The following is a 12,808-nucleotide window of genomic DNA, read 5'->3' as shown; positions in this document are numbered from 1 at the left end:
GGACCATATATGACCCTAATTAGTCCTATTGGGAGATAAAATGAGCGTTCAAATTCGACCCGCTGCCATTGCTGATTTACCTGCATTAACGGATCTCTATAATCACTACATTGTGAACACACCAACCACTTTTGACATCGAGCCTTACACATTAGAAGGTCGAGCGGTTTGGTTTTCGCAGTTTGCACTAACGGGGCGCTATCGCTTGTTGGTCGCCGAGCAAGCGGGTGAGATTTTGGGTTACGCGTGCAGCGGACCATTCAAAGCCAAGCGTGCGTATGAAACCTCGGTGTGAACAATTAGGGTCAGATGAAAATTAAACTTCACATCCATACTCTTATGCAAGGTTCTGATTATCTGGATGTTTTTGCTACTAATTCGCATCGCGGGGTGGACCATATATGACCCTAATTAGTCCTATTGGGAGATAAAATGAGCGTTCAAATTCGACCCGCTGCCATTGCTGATTTACCTGCATTAACGGATCTCTATAATCACTACATTGTGAACACACCAACCACTTTTGACATCGAGCCTTACACGTTAGAAGGCCGCGCAGTTTGGTTTTCGCAGTTTGCACTAACGGGGCGCTATCGCTTGTTGGTCGCCGAGCAAGCGGGTGATATTTTGGGTTACGCGTGCAGCGGACCGTTCAAAGCCAAGCGTGCGTATGAAACCTCGGTGGAAGTCAGTATTTATTTGAAAGCGGACACGAAAGGGCGAGGCCTTGGCACCGCTCTTTACATCGAATTGTTCGAGCAGCTGGAAACCGAAGATGTGCATCGGGCCTACGCTGGTGTGACTTTGCCGAATGAAGCGTCGCAAATTATCCATGAAAAATTCGGTTTTGAATCTGTTGGCGTTTATCGAGAAGTGGGTCGAAAATTTGGACAATATTGGGATGTGGAATGGTTCGAAAAAGCGATCTAATGGCGTAGGCGTATCACAATGAGAAAATGTTCATCGCATAAAAAGAACGTTTTCTAAACCTCGGTTAATTCTTTTCTTTTTCTCTCCTTGTAATCTTTGTTGTATTCCGTACAAATAAAGCACACAAAAGGAGATTGTCATGTCGTTACCCTCAAGCTTACAGCGCTATTTATCCGACCTTGATTTGGTTGTACCAGAATCACTAAATATGGCGTTTGTGGCGTCGCTACAAGAAAGGCACATTGCCCGTTATAGTTTCAACAGCTTGGCGGTGGTGATGGGCGAAGACGTGTCTCTTGATCTAGACGCCATCAGTCAAAAAATAGTGACGCGGGGGTTGGGTGGATACTGTTTTGAGCATAATAAGCTGACGTTTGAACTGTTAAGTGCGTTGGGTTATGACGTGACGTTAACGATGGCGCGGGTGTTGAACAATCAAGATAACGATGTGCCGAGAACGCATCGAGTCACCTTGCTAAAGCACGATGGCGTGACGTATTTAATCGACACTGGTTTTGGGGCCAACTGCCCAATTTCGCCGTTGGTATTATCGTCCCATTTGCCGCAACCCATCGGCAAGGAAGCGTATCGAATTCTGGATAAAAAGAACGGCGAATACGATGTTCAGATCATAAAGGACGGTGACTATTTCACCTTGTACCGCTTTGATTTGGCGGTGTATACCGATGCAGACTGTACGATAGGAAATTTCTACTCGTCGCATTATCCAAAGGCGGGCTTTGTGAATAATCTGGTCGTTAGCCTAAAAAATACTGACCGTACCATCGCTTTAAAAAACCATATTGTGAGCATACACGATTCCTCTGGCACACAAGAGCGCATGTTGAATTCACCCGCTGAGTTGCATCAAGTGCTGACTGAGGCGTTTGGGTTTGATCTAGAATTGGTGATTACTGAGCACTTGTTTGATCGCTTTTTAGCGGCAAGGTTGGCGGCTGTATGAACCAGTTTATCATGTTGTTATTGTGGGCTTGGCTGATGGCATCGTCTTTTGTCGTGTCCGGTCATATGGTGGAATATGCCAGCCCAATAGCGACTTCGGCGTTTCGCTTTTTGTTGGCCATGTTGATTCTTTTTCCTGTGCTGCTGCTTCAGTGGCATCGAGCCAAGTTGAGTAAGTCAGAGCAGTTGAAGGCGTTGTTCGCCTCTCGTCAGCGGCTTTTTCATTATGCGGTGATTAGTGGGTCTTTGGTGGGGTTTTTCATTGGCTTGTTTGTGGCATTGAAGTCGACCACGCCTTTGAACACGTCTGTGTTGTATACCCTTGTTCCCTTGATGGGCGTGTTGATAGCAAAGGTCTGGCTCAAAGAAGCGGCGCCGTTTTTGAAGGTTCTTGGGTTCTTGATGGGATCATTCGGGGCGGTGGTCGTGTTGTTGTCGACGCAACACTATGATGATTTGCAATGGCGCTCTGGGGATTATGTGTTTTTAAGCGTGTGCTTCCTGCTGGCGTTTCATGTGGTGTCGGTGCAAAAGTGGGGGCGGTCATTAGACCCATTGCCGAGTGCTTTCATGATTATGTTATTCGGTGCTTTGTGGTTATTACCGATTGCGTTGTTGTGGGGCGAGTTGGATCAGGTTATGTGGTTGTCAAAAGGATTTTGGATCACCATATTGTATTTAACGGTCTTCACGACGCTGTTTACGTTTGTGTTGCAACAGCTTTTGGTGAGAACGGCCGGGGCGAGTCGATTATTGGCCTTTTCTTATACGATACCGGTTTGGGTTGCGCTTTTTACCGCCGTGTCGCAATCTCGTTTTTCCAGTTTGGCGGATTGGCGATTGCTGGTTGGCATGGCGTTGGTTTGTGTGGCGTTGTTTCTTATTGATGGTGGTGTAATTAGGGTGAAAGGGTTCAATGGATCGACTTCAACAACAAAATAGCTTTCGTACTTATTTTAATACGCTTGGGTATGACATTGATTGGTCGCGCCTGACGTTGCCTATGGAATGTCATGCAATTCGTAAAGGCGATTATTTGTTTCAGCAAGGCGACTTCGCGAATCGTTTGTATTTCTTACACACTGGATTAGTGCGTTATGTCAGCGTGTCGGATGAAGGGAAAGAATTCACTCAGACCTTTGCAAAAGGCCCAAGAATCATCGGTTCGACTAAATCTATGGTCACTCAGGCGAAGGTGTTGTTTAGCATTCAAGCCTTGGAAGACTGCGTGGTTTCGTCTTATTCTTGGCGCGATTTTTATGCGCAAATGCGAGACGATAAAGCGTTTCTAGAATGTTATGCGCATTTTCTAGAAACGATTTTTATCCACAAGGAAGAACGAGAAAGCGCCTTTGTAAAGCACTCTGCGGAGCGACGCTATCTTGATTTTTGTGCGGACTTTCCAGAGTTGAAAAGCACTATTCCGCAGCAACACATCGCGTCTTATATTGGCATTACGCCCGTCGCGTTGAGTCGAATACGACAGAGACTAAAGCTGAGTCGAAGCTAACTTATCCTGAATGGTGAGTGTCAGTTCTTCAATAAATGTCTGAATGATGGTGGACTGCCGTTCGCGATGCCGTGTTATGCCAATGGTGCATTCGGCATTTGGCAGAGTAATGGGGATCTGCTTTAGGCGCGGATTAAGTTGGTTGATGTTCCAGTCGTCATAAAACAGTAAGGCGATGGCGTCGCTATGAATAACAAGCTCTTCTGAAGACGCAAAGGTCAGCATTTCCAGTGCTTGAATAGGTGGCTTGTTGTCGATGCTATGAAATAACCCTTCGAAGTACTCCCGAATGGGGGTGCCGTGTCGTGCCACGATCCAACGTTCATTGGTCAGGTCATTGAGCGTCTTCGCGCTGGTGTGGACTGGGTGATCTGCTCGTGCAATCAAGGTGTATTGAGCGCGCAATAGTGGCGTCTCAATTAATTCTGGATGAATCGGCCCTTTTCTCATAAGCCCCAAAAAGCAATCTATTTCGCCTTGTCGAAGGGCGTTTGCCAGCATGTGATAAGGGCCTTGCATGGCTTGTAAGCGAATGCCTGAGTGTTGCTTAAAGATAGACGCAAATGCAATGGGCACGATATCTTGGCAGGAAAAAGACAGCATCCCAACGGAGAGTCTGCCTGTGAGTTCGTTTGGCAGTGATTGAATGCTAGGTAAGAGAGAATGAGCCACTGGCGAAATTCTCAGAAATAGCGAAGCGAGCTGTTTGGCGGCCGTTTGTGGAACCAAACCACGGCGTGCTCGTAAAAAGAGTGGCTGTTGCACCATGTTCTCGACTTCCTTCAATGTCTTGCTGACCGCGGGTTGTGTCATACCAAGAGTTTGTGCCGCCACAGAAGCACTGCCTACGTGGACGACAGCTTCAATGATCATCAGATGTCGCCATTCCACATAGGCTTTTAATTTCAGTAGCACCTTTACGTTTTGCTGTAATTGGCGTTCTGTCTTGGCAATCGATTGTAAAATGCTATTGCAAGACGAGATCACTATTTCCCCTTCAGACGTTGGTTCTGCACCGCTCCAGCCACGCGTAAAAATACTCACCTTTAATGCTTGCTCAGCCTGCGACAAAGCACGAGAAACACTAGGTTGACTGAAATTCAGCGAGGCGCTGGCTTCTTTTTCCGTGCCTTTTCTCATGATTTCTGTGATCACACGGCACTGTTTTAGCGTCAGCGGAAAGCTTGAAATAGCGTTACTCATTCTAGGTTTCCTTTTTAAAAGCCTCTCGCGGCAGAAAGGGCGGTGAAAGTCCGTAAGCTCATAATTTAAGATATAACCAGATTTTAATCCATTTTTAAAATGTGCATATGGCAAGCTGGTTTTTTCTGTGTACCTTTGGGTTAAGTAACCCTGATGTGATTGATTTCTCTCATTTAGCTCAAGTGGAATGTGAATGAATAATAACAATAAGCCTTACCGCAATATTCCTGGCACGACTGTATTTGACGGTGAGATGGCCAGAATAGGTTTTCACCTCAATCAATTTTGTATGTCCTTAATGAAAGAAGCGAATCGAAAGACGTTTAAACAAAACGAGCGTGCTTATCTAGATAAATGGCGGATGACGGAAGCGCAAAAAAGTGCGGTTCTTGCTCGGGATTTTAACCAACTGATTGCGCTTGGTGGCAACATTTATTATCTCGTTAAAATCAGTTCGAGCGATGGACTTAGTGTCGCGGCGGCGGTTTCCACCATGACAAACTTAACCACGGAAGAATATATCGAAATGATGCGCTGTGGCGGCCGCTCTCCAGAAGGCAATCGCTTTATCGATGCAAAACAATACGAAGATAAGAAGCCTGAGGAGAAGCAGTAATGGCGAAAATCACATCTGGACTAGGAACGTCGCATATCCCTTTATTGGGTTATATGGTGGATAAAGGCGAAAGTCACCTAGAAAAATGGGCACCGATATTTGATGGTTACACATTCACCAAAAAATGGATTCGTGAACAGAAACCGGATGTTGTTATTTTGGTTTACAACGATCATGCGACGTCCTTTGACATGAAAGTCATCCCAACGTTTGCGATTGGCTGTGGAGAAGAATATCACCCCGCAGATGAAGGTTATGGAGCACGCCCTGTTCCGGTCGTCAAAGGCTCGCCAATATTGGCGTGGCATATTACAGCGTCTCTGATCAAGCAAGGTTTTGACATGACGATTGTGAATGAAATGGACGTGGATCATGGTCTTACGGTTCCCTTATCAATGGTGTTCGGAGAAGTAGAAGAATGGCCTTGCCAAGTGATTCCCTTGGCCGTTAATACCGTGGTTTATCCGTCGCCTACAGGCGAACGTTGCCTTGCTTTGGGTAACGCCATTCGAACGGCGGTTGAGCAATTTCCAGAAGATCTTAATGTTCAAGTTTGGGGGACGGGTGGCATGAGCCATCAATTGCTTGGCGAGCGAGCGGGTCTGATTAACCAAGCATGGGATCTCGCTTTCATGGATGATTTAAAGAGTGATTACAAAAAGTTAGCCGCAATTTCTCAAGTTGAATATATCCGCGAATCCGGTACAGAAGGATGTGAAATGGTGATGTGGTTGATCATGCGTGGTGCGCTGAATCATCAGGTTAACGAAATACATCGTCATTACCATGTTCCTGTTTCTAACACGGCACTGGGTCATCTGATATATGAAAATACGGACACGATGAACTTAGAGGATAAGCCGTAATGAAGGTGTCTGCATCTAAGCCTAAATTGGTTTGTTTGGCGGGGTTGCTTTGCGATCAACGGATTTGGCAGAACGTCGCTTCTCAACTGGTGAATGAAGTGGACGTTGAGATCATGAGCTTTGCTGGGTTTGATGATCTGACGGACATGGCTCGGTCTGTTTTATCCAATGTAGAAGGCGATTTTGCGTTGGCGGGTCACTCCATGGGTGGCCGAGTCGCGTTAGAAATATATCGTCTTGCACCGCAGCGAATTACGCGTTTAGCGTTATTAAATACAGGCATTCATCCAAAATCAGACACAGAAATACCCGGTCGAATGCGCTTAATTGACGCGGCAAAAACGAGCGGTATGTCAATTTTAGCGACACAGTGGCTGGTTCCTATGATGTCTTCCAAAGGCATAAATAACGCCGAATTGATGTGTGATCTTACTCAAATGGTGATGTCTTACTCGGTTGAAGACTTTGAAAAGCAGATTCATGCGCTGATTAATCGACCCTGTGCCGAAGCGCTTCTTTCGACGATATCGGTGCCAACGTTACTGCTTTCAGGCACGGAAGATACGTGGAGTCCTGTTTCCCAGCATCAGAAAATTCAACAGCATATTGCGGGCAGTGAGCTTGTCGTGATTGATGGCGCTGGCCACATGGCGCCAACAGAAGACCCAATCAACGTCGCCAAGGCGTTGAAAACCTGGTTGCAAAAAAGTAGGAACAGAATGAACAATCAAACGATGGAAAACATGTTAATCGAGTGGCAGTGCCAGAAACTGGTAACGCACTCTATTAATTTGTTGGATCAAGGGCGTTGGCAAGAGTTGGCGAATTGTTATACCGAAGATGGCGTATTGTATCGACCTAGTTCACCAACGGTAAAAGTGGAGGGACGTGATGCCATTCTGACGTCGTTTACCTCTCGATCTAAAAAAGAAACGTGTCATGCGCTGACGAATGTAGAAACCAATATTATTAATGAAAAGCGTGCCGTCGTGACGTCGAGGGTGGTGCTGTTTGCCGCGAATGGAAAAAAACAAAGCCTTGAAAGTATGGTGCAAGCGAATGCGGATATTTTTATCGGTAGCTTCGTGGATGACATTCAAAACGTTGGAGGAGAATGGTTGATTGCCAAAAGGCAGGGTTCGATTGAACTCAACTATAAAGGTGTTGGTTAAGCGTAGATAAGAACAGAGTCTCTATACCAAAAAGGACGCTCCGTTATCCGGTTTGTCCGGTGACAAAAATAACAAAGCCTGAAAATCAGGCACTAAAGTAACACTGGGAGAAATACATGAAGTTGAATACATTAATCATAGCCGCTTCAGCGGCGATTGCCGTTTCCACACACGCTTTTTCTGAGGAATTGAAGTTCGCAAGCTTCACTCCGCCGTTTCATACCATTAATGCCTCGGTGATTGAGAAGCTCAATACGGATTTGTCCGCCGCAACAAATGGCGCTCTGACAGTGCGTGGCTATCATGGTGGAGAATTAGGCGCTGGGCCCGCAGAGCAATATATTCGTGTGCTACAAGGTGCCGCCGATATGGCATGGGGGCTGCCGGGTTACACCTCATCACAGTTTGGTAAAACGATGATTGCAGAACTGCCTGGTGCAATTCCAGAAGACATGCCAGGTTACGAAGCACTCTGGCGCGCCTATGATAAACATTTGAGTGGTGAATTTCCTGGCACTAAGCCGTTGGCATTATGGACCTCTGAGCCCAATATATTCATCATGCGAAACAAGGTAATTCGTACTCCTGCTGACCTTGCTGGGCTTAAAATCCGTGTTGCTGGTGCCACCGCAGCGGATGTCGCGACAGCCTTAGGCGCCACGCCAGTACAGATGCCAGCCAGTCAAATTTATAATGCCATGCAAACAGGCCTTATTGATGGTGTCATTACGGGGGCGTCTACATTAAAAGACTTTAAGCTTGATGAAGTGGCTGACTCTCTCACCCTAGGTGCGCCATTGGGTCGTCTTGTTTTTTATACAGTGCTTAACGGTAATGTTTATGATGATCTAACGACGGATCAAAAAGCCGCCATTGACGCCGTCAGTGGCGCTGGACTGTCTAAGAATGCGGAAGACGCTTGGCTGAAAACAGCCACGGAAGCGCTTAAAGTGGCTAGGGCAGACAGTGCAAATACGATAACAGACTTAACCGATAGCGAAAGAACAGCGTTTACGAAAGCGGTATCAGGTGTTGTTCAATCCTATGTTAAGCGTGTGGACGGTGCGGCAGCACTCACGGCAATGGAAGGCAAGTAACGTATGCTTGTTGTTATTCGAAAACTGGCGGATGGGCTGATCGCCTTATCCGCTGCGTTGGGCGCCGTGGGGTTGATCTTTGAAGTTGTCATTATTTTAGCAGATGTCATTGGTCGTGCGCTGGGCGCGCCGATCTATGGGTCGCAAGATATGATAACGATGACCATGGTTATCCTTCTGTTTGGGGCAATGGCACTGTGTGATCGACAGGGCGGACATATATCAGTGGATCTTTTTGAACGAAGTTATCCTGTGATCCTTAATCGGCTAATCGACATTTTTTCTGCGTTGCTGGGCGCTATTATATTTTTTGGCATCGCTTATGCGGTGAATGAAAGTGCGAAGCTTTCCACCATGCTGAATCTATCGACCAACCTGTTACGCATACCTAAGGCGTTGTTCCAAAATGGCCTCTCAATTTTTGCCCTGATCACCGCGGCTGGAATGACACTGCGTGCCGTTGAATTGACCTTGTCAGGTCGTGACATTCGCAAAGGAGGCGCAGCATGAGTGCATCATTGATTGGTTTTGTTGGCATTTTGATCATGTTTGGTTTGTTGGTGCTGCGTGTTCCTGTGGCTTTTGCGATGTTTTCGGTGGGTTTTGTAGGGATTACGGTGCTGGATAGCAGCAGATCCGCGTTCAGTCTGTTGGCATCGGAAACGTTCACTTTGGCATCATCGCCTGAACTGGTCGTTATTCCCTTATTTATATTGATGGGGAATGTTGCCTCAATCACTGGAATGAGCCAAAAACTTTATGATGCCGCTTATGCCATCATTGGCCAGTTACGTGGTGGATTGGCGTCGGCCACGGTGATTGGTTGTGGTGGATTCGCCGCATTGTCTGGCTCGTCTGTTGCGTCTGCATTGACCATGGGAAAGGTCGCACTAGGACAGATGGACCGTTTCAAATACAACACAAGGTTGTCGACCGGTGTGGTTGCGGCTGGCGGTACATTGGGTATTTTAATTCCTCCTTCAACAGGGTTTGTTATCTATGCGATCCTGACCGAGCAAAGTATTGGGCGATTGTTTTTGGCGGGCGTGCTGCCGGGCATTATGTTGTTGATGCTGTTCATCTTCGTGATCATGGTTATCTGTTGGTTCCGACCTGAGTATGGGCCTGCGGGACCAGCGACAAGCTGGCGTAATAAAGGCAAGGCTTTATTAGGTGCTGGGCCTATTGTTGCCGTCATATTACTGACGATTGGCGGCATTTATGGCGGTTTGTTTTCACCTGTGGAAGCCGCCGCGGTTGGGGCTGGTGTGGTGATTTTGGCCGGGTTTTTTACTCGCGCCTTATCGTTAAAAACACTCTGGCATGCGTCTCGCGATGCGGTTGTGACCACGGCCACAGTGATGCTTATTCTGATTGCTGCCCATATGATCAACCCGTTTATGGCGCTCAGTCATATCCCTTCGGCGGTAGGTGAATTGTTGTCTGGACTGGGATTGGGAGTAATTGGAACGCTTATTCTTATTCTTGTGATCTATCTTGTGCTCGGCTGTTTTCTGGAAGGCTTCGCCATGCTGGTGCTGACATTACCCATTTTCTTTCCCATCATTATGTCGCTCGGTATCGACCCAATTTGGTTTGGTGTGCTGACGGTGCTGACGCTTGAAATGGGGCTCATCTCTCCTCCAGTTGGCATCAATGTTTTCATCGTGAAGTCGGTTGCGCCAAACGTAGACTTGGGTGATATCTTCCGAGGTGTGCTTCCGTTTTGGTTGATGATGATCTTGGCTGTTGCGCTGCTGATTGCTTTCCCACAGATTGTTCTTTTTCTTCCTAATACGATGTTTGGCTGATTTTAGAGATGTGAACACAAAAAAAATAATCCCCATGTTGCCTCCAACATGGGGATTATTTTGTTGAGATGAAAAGGCTGTCGCGTTAAGCGTTTTGCTCTGATTGAGCCTCTTTTTCAAGAATTTCTTCTATGGCGTTCTTGAAGACCTCGGCTGGTTGCCCGCCAGATATGGCGTATTTGTTATTGATAATAACGGTGGGCACTGACGATATTCCATGTTGTTGCCATAGTTTTTCTTGCTTGCGTACTTCTTCGGTGAAATGCCCATTGTCCAGAATGCCTTTGGCGGCAGCAGGATCTAGATTCACGCTTGCAGCAAGGTTGGCGAGGGTACTGTAATCGCTAACATCTTGGTTGTGAGTGAAATGTGCTTTGAATAATGCCGCTTTCAGTTCGGCTTGTTTGCCTTCTAATTGCGCCCAATGAAGTAAGCGGTGCGCATCGAAAGAGTTGCGCATACGGCTTTCGGGTGTGAAGTTAAAATCGAAGTCGATTTCGTTACCGCGTTGCTGGATCATGGCTCTGTTTTCGTCTGATTGCGCCTTGGTAATGCCGTATTTTTCGGTAATGTGTTCGCTAAAATCTTGGCCTTCTGGCGGCATCTCTGGGTTGAGTTCGAATGGTTGGAAGGTGATGTCTGCTTCGACGCTGTCTTTTAGCGTTTCTAATGCATTATTAAGGTTCCCCAATCCGACGACGCACCAAGGGCACATAATGTCGGAAACAAATTGAATATCGACGGATTTTTTCATAACAATGACCTTGATGTTTGGTTGAATATTATTCTTATGGGCAATGCTTCAAAATGAAAGGACACTGAGTGAAAAACGAGTCCGTTTCTTGTAATTTGCATAATCTATGCAGTTTGCCAAAGGCAAGGGTAAATCTATGTTCTAATAAATACGTGATTTTAACTCTGAAGGTTGTGGTAAATGAGTGATATTCCTTTTGCGCTGTTGGCGTTTTTTGTATTGGGCAGCTATGTACAAACCGTGACGGGCTTTGCCTTTGGTTTGGTTGTGATGAGCGCCGCGGCGTTGTTTTCATTGGTGTCATTAGAAGTGGCGGCTTTTGCTGTCAGTGTGTTGAGCTTGATAAACAGTGTGACAGGATTAGCAGGCGGTTTATGGCGAGAAGCCAAGATAAAAATGCTGTTGGTGTTTTTCCTCGGCAGTATTCCGGCGACCGCTTACGGCGTCTATTTGCTTAGCAGCCTAGAGAGTGGTGCTTTGCATTGGCTACAACTGTGTCTCGGTTTAACCATTATGCTGGCGTGTGGCATGAGCTTGATTAAACCGAAAAAAAATCCAACCGACTCCAAGCCTTGGGCCTTTTTTCTGTGTGGCGGATTTGCTGGTGTATTGGGAGGCTTATTTGCTACAGCAGGGCCACCTATTTCATATTTGATGTATCGCCAACCGGTGTCGTTAAGCGTCATTCGAGCATCGCTGTTGAGCGTTTTTTTAATCTCCTGCCTAACTCGCATTGGGATTACGACTGTCGCAGGGCAGGTCACGATGGAGATGATCTGGTTAAGCGTGATAGGTGTACCTTGTGTGGTTGTGGCGACGCTTGTGGCAAAGCGCTATCCACCGAATGTGCAGCCTGAGACGATAAAACGCGCGGCGATGGTTTTGCTATTTTTGTCTGGCATAAGCTTGTCGCTGAAAGCGGTGCTTTGATATTGATGTGATATTGATGTGATAGAAAAAAGCGCCTGTTTAAGGCGCTTTTTGGGTTTTATCGAATCGGTTGTGCAAAAAAGCGTTAAATCACGCCCAGTTCAACGAGACGTTCATGCAAATAGCTGCCAGCGGTGTGGCGTTCCGATAAAACGACTTCCGGTTTAGGGTGAAGAAACAAGGGTAAAGAAATACGCGATTTGGTTTTGTCGGCGCCTTCTGGATTTATCACTCGGTGAGATGTGGAAGGAAAATACCCGCCAGACGCTTCTTGCAGCATGTCACCAATATTCACGATAAGCGTGCCGAAATCGCAAGGTACGTCCATCCAAGAGCCATCTTTGGCTTTTACTTGCAAGCCCGGTTCATTGGCAGAAGGCAGAATAGTGAGCAAGTTAATGTCTTCATGCGCGCCCGCTCGAATCGCCCCTAATTCTTCATCGCCTTTTAACGGTGGGTAATGCAATACGCGAAGCAAGGTCTGATCACTGCCGTCCACCATGCTAGAAAGGGATTGTGAATAGTGTTTGGCAACGTCCGCTGGGGAATGTGCTTCAACCCAAGCCAGCAGCTCTGACGCTAATGTGTTGGCCTCAGCATAATATTGAGACAGTAAGGCCTTTTTATCCGCTGGACATTGTCCCCACGGGTAATAGTGAAAATATTCTTTGATGTCTTTTTTTGTGTTGCCTTTGGCTGTTTCCGACACATTAGGCGGGAAAAAACCGTCTTGTGTGCCTTTGTTATAAAGGTATTCGTTTTTTTCTTCACCATCAAAAAAGGTCTGCCATTCACTGTAGATAGCGCTGACGAGTGTTTTTTGAATGGGGTGATTTTTTAAAACACCAAAGCCCGTTTCGTGAAGAGATTTTACAAAGTCTTCTTGTGCGGTTGCGCTGGTGTAGTCAATGGCTTGTAGTTGCATAGTGATTTCCTGTGTCGTCCATAATGGACGG

Annotated in this window: 15 protein-coding genes; 12 read left to right on the top strand and 3 right to left on the bottom strand. The window is 46.5% G+C overall.

Annotated features, from left to right (window positions below; all coding sequences use genetic code 11):
• Nucleotides 1–40 precede the first annotated feature (40 nt).
• From D104_RS27140 to D104_RS27120, 5 genes are all read left to right on the top strand, one after another.
• Nucleotides 41–295: a GNAT family N-acetyltransferase gene (locus D104_RS27140; protein WP_024023802.1), complete on the top strand. Its 255-nt coding sequence runs from the start codon at nucleotides 41–43 to the stop codon at nucleotides 293–295.
• A 137-nt stretch (nucleotides 296–432) separates the two neighbouring features.
• The gene (locus D104_RS27135; RefSeq protein ID WP_024023801.1) at nucleotides 433–930 is read left to right on the top strand and encodes a GNAT family N-acetyltransferase; all 498 of its coding nucleotides are present in this window, start codon (nucleotides 433–435) and stop codon (nucleotides 928–930) included.
• A 139-nt stretch (nucleotides 931–1,069) separates the two neighbouring features.
• Nucleotides 1,070–1,894 carry an arylamine N-acetyltransferase family protein gene (locus D104_RS27130; RefSeq protein WP_024023800.1) on the top strand — a complete coding sequence of 275 codons (825 nt, stop codon included), beginning with the start codon at nucleotides 1,070–1,072 and terminating at the stop codon, nucleotides 1,892–1,894.
• On the top strand, nucleotides 1,891–2,835 hold the full coding sequence (locus tag D104_RS27125; RefSeq protein WP_024023799.1) for a DMT family transporter: 945 nt from the start codon (nucleotides 1,891–1,893) through the stop codon (nucleotides 2,833–2,835). The genes D104_RS27130 and D104_RS27125 overlap by 4 nt, the downstream gene beginning before the upstream one ends.
• Entirely contained in the window at nucleotides 2,810–3,403 is a 594-nt protein-coding gene (locus tag D104_RS27120) for a Crp/Fnr family transcriptional regulator (RefSeq protein ID WP_024023798.1), read from the top strand. The genes D104_RS27125 and D104_RS27120 overlap by 26 nt, the downstream gene beginning before the upstream one ends.
• Here the strand turns inward: D104_RS27120 and D104_RS27115 are convergent.
• Complete coding sequence (locus tag D104_RS27115) at nucleotides 3,383–4,606, bottom strand: LysR family transcriptional regulator (RefSeq protein WP_024023797.1); 1,224 nt, start codon at nucleotides 4,604–4,606, stop codon at nucleotides 3,383–3,385. The two genes, D104_RS27120 and D104_RS27115, sit on opposite strands and share 21 nt — an antisense overlap.
• Nucleotides 4,607–4,799: 193 nt before the next feature.
• Between D104_RS27115 and ligA the strand changes: the two genes are divergently transcribed.
• The 6 genes from ligA to D104_RS27090 all read left to right on the top strand — a co-directional run bounded on the left by ligA (nucleotide 4,800) and on the right by D104_RS27090 (nucleotide 10,168).
• Entirely contained in the window at nucleotides 4,800–5,222 is a 423-nt protein-coding gene (gene ligA / locus D104_RS27110) for a protocatechuate 4,5-dioxygenase subunit alpha (RefSeq protein WP_024023796.1), read from the top strand.
• Nucleotides 5,222–6,088: a class III extradiol dioxygenase subunit beta gene (locus D104_RS27105; RefSeq protein ID WP_024023795.1), complete on the top strand. Its 867-nt coding sequence runs from the start codon at nucleotides 5,222–5,224 to the stop codon at nucleotides 6,086–6,088. Before ligA ends, D104_RS27105 begins: the two co-directional genes overlap by 1 nt.
• Entirely contained in the window at nucleotides 6,088–7,260 is a 1,173-nt protein-coding gene (locus D104_RS36980) for an alpha/beta fold hydrolase (RefSeq protein WP_024023794.1), read from the top strand. Before D104_RS27105 ends, D104_RS36980 begins: the two co-directional genes overlap by 1 nt.
• 116 nt (nucleotides 7,261–7,376) lie before the next feature.
• Nucleotides 7,377–8,357 carry a TRAP transporter substrate-binding protein gene (locus D104_RS27100; protein WP_024023793.1) on the top strand — a complete coding sequence of 327 codons (981 nt, stop codon included), beginning with the start codon at nucleotides 7,377–7,379 and terminating at the stop codon, nucleotides 8,355–8,357.
• 3 nt (nucleotides 8,358–8,360) lie between these two features.
• Nucleotides 8,361–8,867, top strand: coding sequence for a TRAP transporter small permease (locus D104_RS27095; RefSeq protein ID WP_024023792.1), 507 nt, complete (start codon nucleotides 8,361–8,363; stop codon nucleotides 8,865–8,867).
• Nucleotides 8,864–10,168, top strand: a complete 1,305-nt coding sequence (locus D104_RS27090) for a TRAP transporter large permease (RefSeq protein WP_024023791.1) — start codon at nucleotides 8,864–8,866, stop codon at nucleotides 10,166–10,168. Before D104_RS27095 ends, D104_RS27090 begins: the two co-directional genes overlap by 4 nt.
• A gap of 85 nt (nucleotides 10,169–10,253) precedes the next feature.
• On the opposite strand, the gene D104_RS27085 is transcribed toward D104_RS27090, so the two are convergent.
• Entirely contained in the window at nucleotides 10,254–10,922 is a 669-nt protein-coding gene (locus tag D104_RS27085; RefSeq protein WP_024023790.1) for a DsbA family oxidoreductase, read from the bottom strand.
• Between the two features lie 180 nt (nucleotides 10,923–11,102).
• On the opposite strand from D104_RS27085, the gene D104_RS27080 reads away from it, so the two are divergent.
• Nucleotides 11,103–11,852, top strand: coding sequence for a sulfite exporter TauE/SafE family protein (locus tag D104_RS27080; protein WP_024023789.1), 750 nt, complete (start codon nucleotides 11,103–11,105; stop codon nucleotides 11,850–11,852).
• Between the two features lie 85 nt (nucleotides 11,853–11,937).
• Here D104_RS27080 and D104_RS27075 read toward each other — a convergent pair whose 3' ends face one another.
• Nucleotides 11,938–12,777, bottom strand: coding sequence for an isopenicillin N synthase family dioxygenase (locus D104_RS27075; protein WP_024023788.1), 840 nt, complete (start codon nucleotides 12,775–12,777; stop codon nucleotides 11,938–11,940).
• Between the last annotated feature and the right edge of the window lie 31 nt (nucleotides 12,778–12,808).

The sequence above is a fragment of the Marinomonas profundimaris genome (assembly GCF_000508165.1).
In the GTDB taxonomy this organism is placed as follows: Bacteria; Pseudomonadota; Gammaproteobacteria; order Pseudomonadales; family Marinomonadaceae; genus Marinomonas; species Marinomonas profundimaris.
Note: the sequence above shows the minus strand (reverse complement) of the source record. Positions and strands in the feature narration are given on the sequence as shown.